This is a genomic window from Dyadobacter sp. CY312 (assembly GCF_021390535.1).
Taxonomy (GTDB): Bacteria; Bacteroidota; Bacteroidia; order Cytophagales; family Spirosomataceae; genus Dyadobacter.
This window is the reverse complement of the sequence record NZ_JAJUXG010000001.1, coordinates 618,749-635,864: the sequence shown is the minus strand read 5'-3', so window position 1 is coordinate 635,864 and position 17,116 is coordinate 618,749. Positions and strand designations below refer to the sequence as shown.

The window sequence follows — 17,116 nt, the reverse complement described above, 5'->3', positions numbered from 1 at the left end:
GCCAGGTACAATCGGATAAAAGCTCCATGATAGCTGTTGAAACTGTAATAAAAAAAATGGTCAGTGATTATGAATTCGTGATCATTCCTGGCTTTGGCGCCTTGCTTTCAAGGCAGGTTCCGGCCTTCTATGATAAGGATTCAGGGATATTCGCACCACCTGTTAAAAAGCTCGCATTCAATGAGTTTTTAAAGCTGGATGACGGTTTTTTAGCTAATTACATTTCCAGAGAAGAAAAGATAGCTCATACTGATGCGGTCACACGTATCAGGCAATATACTGATAATTTGAAGTCTGCCCTCACAGCGAAAGGAGAAACCAGTATTGAAGGGGTAGGTAGCTTTAACACCAATGGTGAAGGGAAACTGGTATTTGAGCCAAGTATTGCAAATTGCTTTAAGGATGATTGGTATGGGTTTTCCAAAGTCTCAGTCCAGCCGATTCAGCTGAAAGAGACCGTCAAAATTGAGGCCCCTCAGCTTTCTTTAAAAGAAAGTGACGTTGAAGTACTTGAACTTAATTCGCGCAGTAAGGTGACTGTGAACTGGTTAAAGTGGGGATCCGCTGCTGCCCTTGCAGGTTTGATGTTCTATGTCAGCGTTTTTCTTATCACTTCCGGCAATGTCAGCAACAAAAGTACACTCAATCCTTTTGATTTTTCAGACGAAAAGAGTGAAACAACTGTTGTAGATCAGCCTGAGAAAATAGTAGTTGCAGAAGAAAAAGTGCCTGTTCCTGTAGTGGTTGAGAAGACTCCTGAAGTTATTAAGAGTGCGGTGGCGGCAAGTCCGGAAGTTAGTGAGGCGGTGTCTGTGAAGCCGGTTGTGAAAGCAGATCAGGGAAAAAGATTTTATTTGATTGCAGGGACTTTCAATGGCAATAGAAGGGCTAATATTTTGCTGGCAGATTTACAGCAGAAAGGATTTTCGAAAGCCTTGGTATTGCCAGCGAGAGAGGGAAGCAAGAAAGTAAAGGTTGCAGTTCAGGGATTTGAGCAGGAAAGTGAAGCTTATGCTGCATCTGCCAAACTAAAATCCGTAATAGGAGAACCGGGCTGGGTTTTGGAGTTGAAATAATAAGCAAGGAAAATATATTCCAGATCAAAGAGGAGGCCGATGGCTTCCTCTTTGCGTTTTATACGAAAGTTTTTAATTTTACGTTGTTGAGAAAAATAACCGACACTAAAACAATGATTGCATTACAGGCAGAAGACCGTCAGAGAATAGCCGTTTCCTGGGCCCTGTCCATAGGAATTACTGTGGCAATGCTTGGCATATTCTTTTTTATACGTCTCAACAGTTCTTTGCCTAAGGTCGAACCCCTCGAACTTTTCGTTGAAGTTAATTATGGAACGAGCAAAGTTGGTAAAGGCGACATACAGACGTACAATAAACCAAATGATTCCAAGGTTGCTGAAAATATGAAGGCTGATGCCGACGAGGTTAAAAAGGTGAAGTCGGTTGCTACTCCTAAGCCTACGCCACCGACACCTCCGAAGGTGGAGTCGGTAAAGCCAACTAAAACAGTAGCTGAGCGACCGGTAATTACTTCCAAAGCTGAGAGCCCTGTTGAGGCGCCCGAAAAGACGGAAACAAAAAAATCTACGGGAAGCGCAACTTCGTCTGCTCCTGTTGTTAAACCTGCACCCGAAAAAGCGGTTAACAAAGATGCCTTGTTTACAAAGTCTTCGGGAAGCAAATCCGGAAGTAATGGTACCAACGGAACCAAAACTGGTGTCGGTGGGAATAACAATGGAGATGATGCCGAAGGTGTTGGAGACAAAGGATCCAAATCAGGAAGTTTATTTGCAAAAACATATAAAGGAGAAGGAAGCGGAGGCGGAACTAATGTAGGACTTAGCTTGTCTGGCTGGGGAATGTCTCGTAAACCTGTTGTTGATGATAATTCCGACGTGACAGGCGATATCACTTTTAAGATTACCGTTGACAAGAACGGTCGCGTAAAGAGCATCATAACGCAAAATACTACGGTTACAGACTATGCTGTTGTCAATAAATACAAGAGCGCAGTGCGGGCATTAACGTTTGTACCGAAATCTTCAAATGTACCAGATGAATCGACAGGTACGATTACGTTTAAAATACGATCACAGTAAATTCAATGAATTATCAGGAAACAATAGATTACCTGTACAGTAGATTACCTGTTTTTCAGAATATTGGGGCCCGTGCTTATAAGCCGGGCCTTAATACTACGCGGGAACTTTGCAATCTATTAGGTAACCCTCAGGATAAGTATCAAACAATACATGTAGCTGGCACCAATGGAAAGGGTAGTACATCCCACATGCTCGCGGCCATTCTACAAAAAGCGGGGTACCGTGTCGGATTGTATACATCACCCCATTTGAAATCGTTTACTGAGCGTATCAAGGTGAATGGTCAGGAAGTTGATGAAGCTTTCATTGTAGAGTTTACATCTGATAATTTATCTAACATTGATAATTTAAGACCATCTTTCTTTGAGGTTACTGTCGCAATGGCGTTTTCTTATTTCGCTAAGGAGCAGGTGGATGTAGCTGTGATAGAAGTTGGAATGGGAGGCAGGTTGGATTCCACCAACATAATTACGCCAATATTGTCTGTAATTACGAATGTGAGTTTTGATCATACGCAGTTTCTGGGAGATACACTCGTAAAGATCGCAGGTGAGAAAGCGGGCATTATCAAGGAAAATGTACCGGTTGTGGTGAGTGAATATCAGGATGAGATTGCTTCCGTGTTTGAAAATATAGCGCATGGGTTGAAAGCTCCACTGTATTTCGCCTCTCAAACCGTCTCCACAGAAAGTTTAAACACCAGCAAAGGCAAGCTGGTCGTAAATGTAACAGACGCTGGTGATCCTGGCTTTTCTTATGATAGTCTAACCATAGACTTGTCTGGGTCATATCAGTTTCAAAACGTTCGGGGAGTGCTTAAATCAGTCGAAGTTTTGAAATCCCAAGGTTTTTCTATTTCAGACAATTCTGTTTACGAAGCCCTGGCACACGTGGTCGACCTTACTGGTCTGAAAGGTCGTTGGCAAAAATTAGGCGATAATCCTGTCATTTATTGCGATACAGCCCATAACGTAGCAGGCCTTTCGCAAGCTATTTCTCAATTTAATAGTCTTAGTGGAAACAAACGCAGATTTGTCATTGGATTTGTGGGAGACAAGGATATTAGTACAATGCTAAGTCTGTTTCCAGCGGATGCAGATTTTTATTTTACCCAGCCATCCAATTCAAGAGCACTCCCCGTTTCTGACTTACAAATACTCGCTTCCAATTATGGCTTAAAAGGAAACGTTTTTGAGAATGTAAGTGACGCCATACAGGCAGCCATAAATGATTCAAATAGTGATGATTGCATTTACGTAGGTGGTAGTACGTTCGTGGTTGCAGATATAGACGGTTTATAGTTTCAGTAATACAGATAATTAATAATGTCAAGAAGGAAGTTATCGCATTATGAATTTAGTGCAAAAGCAAGAAATGTAATTGAAGCAGGAAAGCCGCTTTACACCACAGTTAAGGGAAAGTGGAACGAGCTCTATTTCAATAATAACAATCCAGTCGTTTTGGAATTGGCCTGTGGTAAAGGTGAATATACGATAGGTTTGGGAAAGGTATTTCCTGACAAGAATTTTATCGGAATGGATATTAAAGGTGACCGTATTGCACGCGGAAGCCTTGCGGCAAGCGAGAGTAATCTGGATAACGTGGCTTTTTTGCGTGCAGGCATTCAATATTCTGACGAGTTCTTCGAAGAAAGAGAGCTTGATGAAATATGGTTGATCCACCCGGATCCGCAGGTGCGGGATAGAGATGAGAATAAAAGGCTAACCAATCCTAAATTTCTCGAAATGTATTCTCGCTTCTTGAAGAATAAAGGAATGTTCTTTCTAAAAACGGACAGTACTTTTTTGTATGAATACAGTTTAGAAACTATTGGAGCGTCTCCAGGCTTTGAAATTTTGGAACATACGGATGATCTTTACAACTCTACGCTTCTTGCAGAACATCATGGCGTGAAGACACACTATGAAAATATCTTTGTAGGAAAAGGTTATTCGATCAAGTACATTAAAGCAAGGCTTAAATACTAAACAAAGAAAAACGGGCTGCCAGATGTAAATCTGATAGCCCGTTTTCATTTACTTAGAAAAAACCTTATTTGATAAGTTTCGCGAAGTAATAAACTGTACGTACAAGCTGAGATACATAAGACATCTCGTTGTCATACCAGCTAACTGTTCTAACGATTTGAGTATCACCAACTTTCTGAACTCTTGTTTGAGTTGCATCGAAAAGTGATCCGTAGCTGATACCGATGATATCGCTGCTTACGATTTCGTCTTCTGTGTAACCATAGCTTTCGTTCGCTGCATCTTTCATAGCTGCATTGATCTCCTCAACAGTTGTTTCTTTACCAAGAATAACTGTCAATTCAGTTAATGAACCTGTAAGTGTTGGTACACGTTGCGCAGAACCGTCAAGTTTACCTTTCAATGAAGGAAGAACCAAACCGATTGCTTTTGCAGCACCAGTACTGTTAGGGACAATGTTTTGAGCAGCTGCACGAGCTCTTCTCAAATCACCTTTTGGGTGCGGAGAATCCTGTGTATTCTGATCGTTGGTATAAGCGTGGATGGTTGTCATCAAACCATTAACGATACCGTATTTTTCTTCCAAAACCTGCGCCATAGGAGCAAGGCAGTTGGTTGTACATGATGCACCACTGATGATGGTTTCAGAACCGTCAAGAATGTTGTGGTTAACGTTATATACAATTGTTTTAAGATCGCCAGTAGCAGGAGCGGAGATAACAACTTTCTTAGCTCCGGCAGTGATATGAGCAGACGCCGATTCTTTGCTGGTGAAGAATCCAGTACATTCCAATACCACATCAACTTCATGTGATCCCCATGGAATTTGAGCTGGATCTCTCTGAGCGTATATTACTATGTTCTCTCCGTTAACAACGATTGAATTGTCTGTAGATTTAACATCTGCATCAAAGCGGCCTTGTGCTGTGTCGTATTTAAGAAGGTGGGATAAAACCTTAGGACTGGTTAGATCGTTTATTGCCACGATCTCGATGCCTTCCATATTGTAGATTTGACGATAGACAAGGCGACCGATGCGCCCAAAGCCATTAATTGCAACTTTTACTGTAGACATGTCTTGTTTGATTTTGTTATTTCTTAACGGCAAATTTAAGAAAAAGGAATGGGATGTCAAAAGAATAGAGAGGAGGTATATCTTACAGTATTACATTATATTTACTACTAAAATTAGCAAATTGTAAGTAGTAATGTAGTTTTACGCCGAATTTGATGACTTTTATTTGTCTGGTTCTTTGGCTATCTTTATAGAATGGCAAGGATTTTGTAGTGTTACTTATCAGACTCCCGACACCATTTGCATGGACCTGTTCATTGTTAAGCTAACTGGAAAAAGGACGTGTATGAGGGCTCGGTTTGGATTGAAAGTATCGCTTATCTGACATTTTTGTTAAGCGGCAAAAGCTAACAAATAATATCCTTTCTCCTTGCGTAAGTAATCTAATTTTCAATTCGTTAAATATATTACATTAAACATTTTAATTAACATGAACTTCGCAAGTAAGATTGAAGAGGTGTGGTCAAATCGTGAATTACTTAAAGACCCTTCAGTTGTTTCTCTCATTGGTGATATCATAGAAGAAGTAGATAAAGGGCGGCTACGTGTGGCTGAGCCGCAGGCTGACGGAAGCTGGTTAGTAAATGAAGCACTAAAAAAGGCGATCATACTTTATTTCCCAATTCAGCAAATGAAAGTTACTGAGGTTGGGATTTTTGAGTATCACGATAAAATGAAACTAAAAACTGGCTACGATCAGCTTGGAGTTAGAGTTGTACCGCCAGCTGTGGCTCGTTATGGTGCTTACATTTCTAAGGGAGTAATTCTAATGCCTTCGTACGTTAACATTGGTGCATATGTAGATGAAGGTACAATGGTTGATACCTGGGCAACTGTCGGAAGCTGCGCACAAATTGGTAAGAATGTTCATCTAAGTGGTGGTGTAGGCATTGGCGGTGTTTTGGAACCAGTTCAGGCATCTCCGGTCATTATAGAAGATGGTGCTTTCATAGGATCAAGATGTATCGTTGTAGAAGGTGCAAGAGTCGGCAAACGTGCTGTTTTGGGGGCTGGTGTCACAATTACCGGTAGTTCTAAAATAATTGATGTTACCGGAGACTCTCCTGTTGAGTACAAGGGATTCGTCCCGGAAGATTCGGTTGTTATCCCTGGTAGCATTCCTAAGGAATTTGCGTCAGGTATATATCACGTACCATGTGCATTGATAATTGGCAAGCGCAAACCAAGTACGGATTTGAAGACATCCTTGAATGATGCCCTTCGGGACAATCAGGTAGCGGTTTAGTTTAATATATTTTCGTATGAAGTAAAGCAGCGTCATTTTGGCGCTGCTTTTTTGATGTACAATGTTAAATGTATTAAAGTATAATGTTAAATCAATAATTTAGATTGATATACTTTTGATAATTTACATTAGTTTATTTTTATTGAATATTATAAATTACTAAGTTTGTCAACTATTGTGGTTGTAACAGGGTTGATTTAATATACTAATGGATCTGAGTGAGAAAATTAAATTGATATTGAACGGGAAGAATATTTCGCCTTCAATCTTTGCAGATGAGATCGGAATACAGCGTTCTAGTATGTCGCACATTTTGGCTGGAAGAAATAAGCCAAGTTTGGACATTGTGCAGAAAATAGTTAAAAGATTTCCAGAACTGGGAGTAAACTGGATTTTGGATGAGCAAGAATTGCCTATGGTTTCGGAAGCTGTAACTTCTTATCAGTCAGTTCCAGAACCTGCTTTAGCAAGCGAAAAAAAGGTCAATAATGCTGCTCCACAATCAACCACAAAAAATGAAACGCCAGAACCAGTTGTACAGGAAAGTGTCGTAGGCAGAGAACAACAGCCCACAACAGAAAAGACGGTCACGAAGGTAATGATGTTTTATTCGGATGGAACCTTCGAAGAGTTTAAATCTGCAATTCGATAAAATCTTGTGTAATGGCCATTATCGCAATACAAGTATTTCACCTTTGTAGCTTGTTGCGTCAGCCTCAATGATATATGGGTATGATCCTGCCGGAACGAGCTGGTTCTTGAAGGTTCCGTTCCAGGGTAGGTTGTAGCCTTGTGAAGAGAAAATCACCTGTCCCCATCGGTTATATATCCGTATGTGTTGAATTTGATCTTTGGAATTAAAGATTTCAAATGTGTCATTGATGCCATCGTTGTTGGGTGAAAATGCTGATGGAATGTGCATTACATCACGTACTTTCACTAATACCACTCGTTTTGTAGTGCAGTCATTAACCGATGTGACAGTAACTGTGTAGTAAGTTTTTTCTTGTGGACTCACGGAAATATTCTTTGTGTGTGGATCGCCTGTTAGCGTGTTTGATGAGGTCCAGGTAAAAGATAGATAGGTATCATCAATATTTATGGTTGGAACTAGCTCAGCATCGGTCCCCTTCATAATCGTCAGGCTGTCGGGAAGACTAATTACAATTTTTTCCAATGGTATAGTTAGTGTATCATGTCCTATACAACCCGTATTTTTATTCTCAGCTAACAGCTGATAAAGTCCTGGTTCATTGATGCTAACAGATGGAGTATTGCCTGCAAAGGAATTGTTATTTAACGTCCAGGAATACGTTAATTCATTGGTATTCAATGGGGTATTTGCAGTCAAAATAGTGGTTTCATCTGTACACAGAATATCTTTTGCTGTTGATATAGAAATTTCCGGAAGTGCACTAATGTACACGCGGATGGCCGCCGAAGTTGTATCACGGGTGCACTTTTTACTATAGCTCTTAATGACTGTGTAGGAGCCGGTGTCAGTAACTGCAATGGTAGCATGTGTTGCTCCTGGGATGTTTAGGCCGTTTAGTTGCCATTGATAATACCAGTCTGGATCAACAGAAGTTTCGAGCGTCGTTGTTGTTCCAGGGCAAATACTTACTTCGGTAACAGATTTGTTTTCCTGCATTATAATTGGAGGTTCGGGGGCATCATCGGTGCAGTCAATAACAAGCAATTGAAAGTCCCGTCTCACTACACCAATACGTTTGCCGTTTTTGAATTCTTCGCATTGAATGGCAAAAACATATAGCCCTATGTAATCTGAATTTACTCTAAGCATACCGTTTTGATCGATGCTAAGAGGACTGCTCCCCGGAATTACATTTGCAAGAGATGTACCGGGAGTCCATTCCACAGACGGATAATCACTTTTCGTGGAGCTATTGCCATTGGGTTGTCGCGTATTTGTATGTCCTCGTAATGGTGTGGTGAGCGAATACCTAAGCTGATCCCCATCGGCATCGGTAGCGGACATGTTCATTGTGAAGTTTTTCTTGTTACAAATATATTGGCCATTTGGCAACGTAAATTCGGGAGATGAGTTGTTGGTTATAACCGGCGGGAATTCCAGATAAAATACCATCCCGCTCGAACCTGGCTCCATAATATTGTTGATATCCGAATTACGACAACAGCGTTCCCATACAAGATAGTAGCCATCTGGCTCATTGTATTTTTGTGGACTCAATACAACAGTTCCATGATAGACTCCCACCACCGTATTCAGTGACCTATATGTCGCACAAGCCTTATTTTGATATTCAATGTTGGAGCTTGATGTGAGGTCCACCGTAACCTGTTCCATGAGGGCACGGGTGCGTTTGTTGTAGATGTATAATGTTGCTGAGGGATCTCTATTGCCACCACTGTTGCCGACTGGAATAGTTAAATTGTTTTGGTCCCAGTATTGTATAAGGGATATTTCAAAACGATTATTACCCAAACCGTTCATTCTGAGCTCGCCACCCACGATGTGATTACTTAAAACCGGGGAAGTGATAAGTAAAAGACAATACATTAAAAGTTTTTTCATACGTTGATATACCAGAAATTATTATTTCCTAGGTATTGTAAATTTATAATAATTTGTATTACTATATTAATTTTGTTCATTTTAATTTATTGAGAATATGGTAGTTATACCTGCTTTCAAAAGTAGATCGAGCTACTATGAAATGATCGTTTGCTTCAACACCAGTAATGTTAATGTATCGCACTAACCATGCTCGTGGCTCATTCCACAGTTATTAAGGAAGTATACCGACAGGGGGATTGGGCTTATAGAAGTATAATCGGAGGAATTGTGGCTTGGCAAGATATGGATTAGGCCCTCCAGCAACGAATTGATGAACATAAACCTACTCACCACTCTCAACCGTGTTACTGCAATCAACTGAAACATTCTGGCTTTGGCAATTACTGGGGAGACTGCATCCATTGATGGTCCATTTTCCAATAAGCTTATTATTGGTAGCACTTGTCCTTGAAATTATTGACTGGAAAAACAAGTCCGACAAGCTTAAAGAGGCGACCAAAATATTAGTTTGGATCGGTGCTGGAAGCGCTTTGATAGCCGTGGCTTTTGGCTGGCTTCTGGCAAATGAGGGAGATTATGGAGGCGATGACCTGGAAATCCACCGCTGGGCAGGAATGGCCACCGCTGCACTGTCGGTACTTAGTGCATATCTAATCGGAAGAAAGCATGTTTCGGCTTTTCGGTCAACATTATTCTTAACTGTATTTGGAGTATCGTTTGCAGGACATTATGGAGCGATGCTTACACATGGCGACGATTATTTGACAAGTGTTTTGCCCTCATCAGATTCAAAATTATCTCCTGACGCGCAGGATGCAGATTTTGTACTTACCAATGCCGGTGCATTAAATGATCAGCAATTGCAGGATCTGAATGTGGAGGTTAGGACTATTCTGGCTCACAACTGTTACAGTTGTCACGGAGAAGCCAAGATGAAAGGTGATCTTCGGCTTGATAGCAAGGAGGCAATTATGAAAGGTGGAGAAAATGGAGTGGTTGTGGTACCCGATCATCCGGATAAAAGTGAGCTTATCAGACGCATATCGTTACCAAAAGGGCATAAGGAAGCCATGCCGACTAAGGGAAAGAGATTGACTGAAAAGGAAGTTAATGTGCTTAAATTCTGGATTGAAAAAGGTGCGAAATGGCCTGATGGTAAAGAAAAGAGCATATATAGAGTTGCGGCGTTGGAACCCCGCATGCCTGTAATTCCCAATGCGAGTGGAGATATTATTCTTCCGGTAGACAGATTTGTGAATGTATATTTTCAAAAGAATCAGATTACGTGGAAACCGGTTGTTGACGACCGAACTTACATACGCCGGGTTTATCTGGATATTGTCGGATTGCTCCCTGCACCAGAAAGGGTTGAAGCCTTCGCTGCCGACGGCCGTCCTGACAAGCGTGAATTGCTCGCCAAAGAACTACTGAGTCGTAATGATGACTACGCACAACATTGGTTATCGTTTTGGAATGATGCACTCAGAAATGATTATTCCGGAACGGGTTACATCACTGGTGGAAGATTTGATATCACGAAATGGCTCTATACAGCTTTGGAGACAAACAAACCATACAATGGATTCGTCAGAGAATTGATTAGTCCGGTTAAAGGTTCTGAGGGTTTTATCAAAGGGATCAAATGGAGGGGAACGATAAACAGTAGTCAGAGAACCGAAATGCAGGCGGCTCAAAATGTGTCTCAGGTTCTGCTGGGCCTCAATTTGAAATGCGCTTCTTGTCATGATAGCTTCATTAGTGACTGGAAACTGGAAGATGCCTACGCTTTTGCAAACATCTTTGCTGATACGCTTCTGGAAATAAATCGATGTGACAAACCGACAGGAAAAATCGCTGGTACCAGAAATCTGTTTCCGGAACTTGGGGAAATAAGCATTAATGAAAGTACTGAGAAACGGTTGCGACAACTGGCGGACCTACTGGTGCAGCCGAAGGATGGGCGACTATACCGAACGGTAGTGAACAGGATATGGGCGCAGTTACTGGGACGTGGAATTGTTGAGCCTGTTGATATGATGGACAATATGCCTTGGAGTCAGGATTTGCTTGATTGGCTTGCTGCGGATTTTGTAGCAAATGGATATGATATGAAAAAACTCATCTACACGATTGTTACTTCCAAAACCTATCAGCTTCCTTCAACCTCTGTAAAAGAAGCTGAAGATATCATGGCAAGCACTTATAAATTTACGGGCATGGTACGCCGTAGATTAACAGCCGAGCAATTTGCCGATGCCATCAGTTTGTCCTTCAATCCGATATACGGAGATACATCAATTGTATCCAAATTACTTCCGGAACGCGTAAATACAAAGCTTCCTTTCGCACGTGCGGCATTGGTTAAAAATGATCCTTTTCTCACCGCACTTGGTCGGCCAAACAGAGAAACTGTGAGCACCAGCCGAACCTCGCAAGCCAATCTTTTGCAGGCGTTGGAATTGACCAACGGAGATAAATTTACACAGACATTGAAGCGAGGCGCAAAAGAATGGAAGGCTAAATATCCTACCTCCGATTCTCTTGTTACTGCCCTTTATAGAAACGCACTTGGTCGAAATCCTTTACTCAAAGAGCTTACCACTGCCCGGAAAATTTTGGGTAGTAAACCCGATGAAGAGGGTATCCAGGATCTGGTTTGGGCACTTGCCCTCATACCGGAATTTCAGCTTATTTATTAACCATATTATACTTTTAATTAGTATTTAAAATTTTATAAGTTTTAGACTAATGATAATTATAGTAAGTATTATTTCTTGTTACAAATAGATTGTTTAATATGTATTTAAAATATTAAAAGTATTAATAATAATATACATATTAAATGTATAGTTAATATATAAAGTGATTTGTAAGTAACTGATTTTTAAAAGTTTAAGTTTTGGCTGATATGACAACAAGATGGAATAGGAGGGAGTTTTTGCAAAAAGCCAGTGCTGCTACTATGGCTGCCCTGGCGGCAGGTGCTCCATTGTCAAATATTTTGTCGAGCTGTAAGGCTGGATCTTCTTCAAGTGCAGACACCGTGATCCTGCTTTGGATGGCTGGTGGAATGGCTCATACAGAAACTTTTGATCCAAAACGTTTCACTCCCTTTGAGAAAGGAATGGAAGGGAATCGCGTTTTGAGTACATTCAAATCCATGCCAACTGTGCTTGATGGAATCCACTTTTCAGACGGTCTGCAATCCATAGGAGGGGTGATGGATAAGGGGACACTCATCCGCTCATACGTTGCGGCGGACATGGGGCACATCCTGCATTCGCGTCATCAGTACCATTGGCATACCTGTTATGAACCGCCTCAAACCGTCGCTGCGCCTCATCTAGGCTCCTGGATTGCGAAGGAACTTGGACCGAAAAATCCTGTGATTCCTGCCTTCATAGACATTGGCCAGCGCTTCACAGTAGGCGAGGCTGAGGAGCTGAAAGCGTTTCATACTGCCGGGTTTCTTGGTAACGAATTCGGACCTTTTTTTATACCCGATCCAAGTCAGGGATTGGATAGTGTGAGACCGCCGGTGGGCATGGATGCCAAACGTTTTGAGAGAAGAAATCAACTCTATAACGAATTAATTAATAACAGTCCGGTCGGAGAATTTGGCAGCGATTATCAGCGTGAGTCGCTCAAACGTTCCATGGAGCAGGCGTATGCATTGCTGAATTCCCCAGAATCGAAAGCCTTCGATTTAAGTACCGAGCCAAAGGCAAGTTATGACATTTACAATACTGGTAAGTTCGGGCTGGGCTGCCTGCTTGCACGACGGCTGACTGAGCAAGGAGCGCGCTTCATCAGCGTTACTACCGAATACGAACCCTTCAAAGGGTGGGATACGCATGAGAACGGCAATACCAGATTGGTTGAAATGAAGAAGCAAATTGACGGACCGATTGCACAGCTGATTAAAGATCTGGATAAACAGGGAATGCTTGACAGAACCATGGTGGTTTTGGCAAGCGAGTTCAGCCGGGATATGATGGTGGAAGGCCGACCGGATGCAAAAGTGCTGGAACAGGTCGCCCAACCGGATATTTTATCGGATATGAAATTCTACGGTATGCACCGCCATTTCACCGATGGATGTTCGATGCTGATGTTCGGTGGAGGAATTAAAAAAGGATTTGTTTACGGAAAAACTGCTGATGAGCGACCTTGTAAAACCATAGAAAATCCTATTAAAATAGACCAGGTTCACCAGACAATTTACCACGCTCTGGGTATACCGGAGGATACCCAATACGAAGTTGAAAAACGACCTTTTTACACAACTCCTGATGGAAAAGGCAAGCCAGTGATGGAGCTGCTTTCCTAGCATAACTCTATTTTAAAAAAATCCCGGACAAGCTTTTGTTGCCGGGATTTTTTTTGTGCATATACAGCTATAATTTATATTATTCAAATACATCAAACTATAAATATTTATTTTATTAAAAAGAATCTTGATTAATAAATATTTTGACAAAACCGGACAGAGCAGGATAGTCCGGTTTTTTATTAGCCATACTATTGCTGTATAATTAATAAAAGGTAAAATTATATTCTAGAAACAGAGTTGTCACTTATGAGAGATATTCAGTTCTGTAATCAAAGCTTCTTGTATTTCCCTGTAAGGCCTGTTCCATATAGGTCACCGATATAGAACACCTGGAATTTGCACAAATATCCTTTCACCGCTTCACTTCAATAGCATATTGTGTCCGAAGGATATTTGCATTATACAGATAAAAATTATTCCTAAACCTTTATTTAAATCTTTTACGCTAAATCAACGCCTATGTAAAATTTGAACTTTCTCATAGCCCCGTCGAAACGGGGGAACAAATTCAAAAGTTAATCTCAATTATACTAAACCTCGAAAAAACTATGATTAAATCTGGACAATTATCCTCCATTGAGGCGAAAAGCAGGACTGGAAAAAGCGGGTGGATCGCTCTGATGACCGCTCTGGCTTTAAGTGCTTCTGTTTATAACAGCGCTAGTGCTAAATCGATTTATTATTTAGAATCTAATATTAAAGCAGACAGAACTGTAACCGGAAAACTAACTGACGAAAATGGGGATGGCATACCAGGCGTTAGTATCGTTGTGAAGGGTACTACCACCGGAACAGTCTCTTCGGTAGACGGCGCTTATTCTATATCTGTACCTGATGCTGGTGCAACCCTTATTTTTTCTTCTGTTGGATACATCTCCCAAGAAATACTGCTAGGTAGCCGTTCAAACGTTGATGTTAAACTCGTAACAGATTCAAAAGCACTTAGTGAGGTTGTTGTTGTTGGGTATGGTAGCCAGCTAAAAAAGGAAGTCACTGGTTCAGTGCAGACGGTTGGCGCAGCGGATATCAAGGATTTGCCGGTTACGCAGGTAACTCAAAAATTACAGGGACGTTTGGCGGGAGTGCAGATCAATCAGGCAACTGGTAAGCCAGGGCAGGGTATGTCTGTACGTATACGTGGTCAGGTATCTGTTTCTGCAGGTAGTGATCCTTTGTACGTTATTGATGGATTTCCGATTACCGGGAACATCGGAGCCTTAAATCCTGATGAAATCGAGGACATCACAATTCTTAAAGATGCTGCGTCTACCTCTCTGTATGGATCCCGAGCTGCGAACGGGGTAGTACTTATTACCACGAAAAAAGGAAAACCTGGTGAAACGAATGTGAGCCTGAACTCTTATTACGGTTTCCAAAAGGTTCCAAAAAAGGGTAGGGTAGAGATGTTGAATGCGGAAGAGTTTGCTCAATTCAAAAAAGAGTATTACGAGGACATGAACCAAGCGGTTCCGGAAGAGTTTAAAAATCCTTCAGATTATGCTGGTAAGGATAATGACTGGTATGGTGCGTTGCTAAGAACTGCTCCTATCCAAAGTCACAACCTTACGATTACCTCTAACAAGGAGAATCTGAAAACGTCACTGATTGCAGGGGTTCTAAATCAGGATGGAGTGGTAATCAATAACAACTACAAACGCTATTCGCTTCGTTTGAACACGGAGTATGATATTAATAAATATGTAAAAGTTGGTATCAACATTGCGCCACAGTACGTGTATGACAATACACCAAGAACGGATGGAGATAGAGGAACAGGTATTCTTTTCAATGCGTTGCATACCTGGCCGGTAATGCCCATTCGTGATGCAAATGGTGATTTGACGAAGTTTAATGAATTTCCGAGCAGTACAGGTAATATTTTCAAGTATCCAAACTGGGTTCGTGCTGCCAATGAACTCGTCAACGAGAATAGGAATACTAAACTGTTAGGTAACACTTATTTGGTGATTAGTCCGATCAAAGGTCTTACGCTTAAAACTACCCTGAATATTGAGTATGAAACCAATAAGTTCTTCTTTTTTAACCCGTCTACTGCAACTAGTTCCATCAACGTTGCAGTTCCAACGACTGCCGCAACAACCCGTCAGAGTTTAGTAAACAGTGGTTGGCTAAACGAAAACCTGGCTACTTACACAAGGAGTTTTGGAGATCATAATTTCGAGTTGCTGGCAGGTTTTACGCAACAGCGTTATCGCCAGGAATTTGAAACAATTAATGCCAATACTTATACCGATGACCGATTACCAACCATCCAGGGAGCTCTAAATATTAATCGCCCGGGTACAATAAATGCAATTAACGCATGGTCGCTTACTTCCTATCTTTCTCGCTTATCGTATAACTTTAAGGGTAAGTACCTTTTTACAGCCTCCATGCGTGCTGACGGCTCATCCCGGTTCGGTGCTGACAATCTGTGGGGTACTTTTCCTGCGGTTTCTGCAGGTTGGATTATGTCGGATGAAGCTTTCTTTGAAAGCCTGCCACAGGTGTCGATAGCAAAAATACGTGCCAGTTATGGAATGATTGGTAACAATAACATAGGAAACTATACCCAGTATGCCTTGGTGAATAGTACAGCCAATGCTGTGTTCGGTTCCACTGTTGCACCGGGTGCCTTTGTTACTTCTCTGGCTAATCGGAATTTGAGTTGGGAAACCACTAAACAATTTGATATTGGCTTAGATCTGGGTTTGTATAATGATAGAATTCAATTTGTTTACGACTACTATACAAAGCGTACAACCAATCTCCTGTACAATGTACAAATACCTCAGGAATCAGGTTTCGGAGGTTACAACGATAATATTGGAGAAATTAAATTCTGGGGTCATGAATTCTCTCTGACTACTCGTAATTTGGAAGGAGAGTTGAAATGGAAAACCAGTGCCAACATCTCATTCAACCGCAACAAGGTAATGGAACTTGCGCCCGGTATTGATCGTGTATACGGAACCTTCCATATCACTCAGGTAGGTCAGCCATTCGGGCAGTTCTATGGCTTGGTAAAAGAAGGTTTCTACAAAAATGCCGAAGAACTTAAAAACTCACCCGTAGCACCAGGACAGTCGGCCATTGGTACGATCAAATTCAGAGACGTGAACAATGATGGTAAAATTTCATACGGAGGTGATCAGGACGACCGTACCATTATTGGTAGCCCATTTCCTAAATTCACTTATGGTTTGACCAATGAATTTAGTTACAAAAACTGGGATTTGTCGATCACTGGTTCGGGTTCACAGGGTAATCAACTTTGGGTGAGACACCTTTACAGTACAGCCAATCTGGATGGCGTATTCAACATGGTAGCTGGTGTAAAAGATCGCTTTCGGGTGAAAAATGGCCCGATTGATCCTGTTACGAATACAAGCTCCGCTACAACAGTTATCTCCGAAGGGAGCGGTATGTATGGTGCCACTAATAACGGGGGTACATATACAGGAATTGAGCGGGATTGGAATAGCTCTCACTTCTTGGCTGATGCTTCTTTCTTTACGATCAAGAACATAACACTTGGATACGATATAGGTAAGGTTGGTAAAGTGTTTAAATCTGCCAGGGTTTATGGCTCTATTCAGAACGTGTATATTTTCACGAAGTACTGGGGAGGTCCTAATCCCGAAACGAGTGGTAACGGAGCAGGTAATAATGATGGTGGTAACCTAAGTCAGGGAGTTGACTTCTCCAATTATCCGGTACCTCGTACTTGGACAATGGGGATCAACCTTAACTTTTAAATTACACCAGAGATCAATTCCAAATTAAACTCAAATT

11 protein-coding genes are annotated in these 17,116 nt (G+C 41.4%); 9 read left to right on the top strand and 2 right to left on the bottom strand.

The features are described 5' to 3' along the window. Window positions 1-26 precede the first annotated feature (26 nt). From LZG71_RS02955 to trmB, 4 genes are all read left to right on the top strand, one after another. The gene (locus tag LZG71_RS02955) at window positions 27-1,076 is read left to right on the top strand and encodes an SPOR domain-containing protein (protein ID WP_233816823.1); all 1,050 of its coding nucleotides are present in this window, start codon (window positions 27-29) and stop codon (window positions 1,074-1,076) included. A gap of 113 nt (window positions 1,077-1,189) precedes the next feature. After that, window positions 1,190-2,116, top strand: a complete 927-nt coding sequence (locus LZG71_RS02950) for a hypothetical protein (protein WP_233816821.1) — start codon at window positions 1,190-1,192, stop codon at window positions 2,114-2,116. A 5-nt stretch (window positions 2,117-2,121) separates the two neighbouring features. Beyond that, window positions 2,122-3,420: a folylpolyglutamate synthase/dihydrofolate synthase family protein gene (locus LZG71_RS02945; protein ID WP_233816819.1), complete on the top strand. Its 1,299-nt coding sequence runs from the start codon at window positions 2,122-2,124 to the stop codon at window positions 3,418-3,420. Window positions 3,421-3,444: 24 nt separating this feature from the next. Then, complete coding sequence (gene trmB / locus LZG71_RS02940; protein WP_233816817.1) at window positions 3,445-4,107, top strand: tRNA (guanosine(46)-N7)-methyltransferase TrmB; 663 nt, start codon at window positions 3,445-3,447, stop codon at window positions 4,105-4,107. A 64-nt stretch (window positions 4,108-4,171) separates the two neighbouring features. On the opposite strand, the gene gap is transcribed toward trmB, so the two are convergent. After that, on the bottom strand, window positions 4,172-5,182 hold the full coding sequence (gap, locus tag LZG71_RS02935) for a type I glyceraldehyde-3-phosphate dehydrogenase (RefSeq protein WP_233816815.1): 1,011 nt from the start codon (window positions 5,180-5,182) through the stop codon (window positions 4,172-4,174). Window positions 5,183-5,612: 430 nt separating this feature from the next. Here gap and LZG71_RS02930 point away from each other — a divergent pair, with 430 nt between their 5' ends. After that, window positions 5,613-6,428 carry a 2,3,4,5-tetrahydropyridine-2,6-dicarboxylate N-succinyltransferase gene (locus LZG71_RS02930; RefSeq protein ID WP_233816813.1) on the top strand — a complete coding sequence of 272 codons (816 nt, stop codon included), beginning with the start codon at window positions 5,613-5,615 and terminating at the stop codon, window positions 6,426-6,428. 208 nt (window positions 6,429-6,636) lie between these two features. Beyond that, window positions 6,637-7,080, top strand: a complete 444-nt coding sequence (locus LZG71_RS02925) for a helix-turn-helix transcriptional regulator (RefSeq protein WP_409013598.1) — start codon at window positions 6,637-6,639, stop codon at window positions 7,078-7,080. Between the two features lie 18 nt (window positions 7,081-7,098). Here LZG71_RS02925 and LZG71_RS02920 read toward each other — a convergent pair whose 3' ends face one another. Continuing rightward, window positions 7,099-8,985, bottom strand: a complete 1,887-nt coding sequence (locus tag LZG71_RS02920) for a gliding motility-associated C-terminal domain-containing protein (RefSeq protein ID WP_233816809.1) — start codon at window positions 8,983-8,985, stop codon at window positions 7,099-7,101. Window positions 8,986-9,392: 407 nt separating this feature from the next. On the opposite strand from LZG71_RS02920, the gene LZG71_RS02915 reads away from it, so the two are divergent. The 3 genes from LZG71_RS02915 (at window position 9,393) to LZG71_RS02905 (ending at window position 17,079) form a co-directional block, all read left to right on the top strand. Beyond that, window positions 9,393-11,687 (top strand): DUF1549 domain-containing protein, encoded by a 2,295-nt coding sequence (locus LZG71_RS02915; RefSeq protein WP_409013600.1) that lies wholly within the window; start codon window positions 9,393-9,395, stop codon window positions 11,685-11,687. Between the two features lie 209 nt (window positions 11,688-11,896). Further along, window positions 11,897-13,318, top strand: a complete 1,422-nt coding sequence (locus LZG71_RS02910; RefSeq protein ID WP_233816807.1) for a DUF1501 domain-containing protein — start codon at window positions 11,897-11,899, stop codon at window positions 13,316-13,318. A 551-nt stretch (window positions 13,319-13,869) separates the two neighbouring features. Continuing rightward, window positions 13,870-17,079 carry a TonB-dependent receptor gene (locus LZG71_RS02905; protein ID WP_233816805.1) on the top strand — a complete coding sequence of 1,070 codons (3,210 nt, stop codon included), beginning with the start codon at window positions 13,870-13,872 and terminating at the stop codon, window positions 17,077-17,079. Window positions 17,080-17,116: the final 37 nt, after the last annotated feature.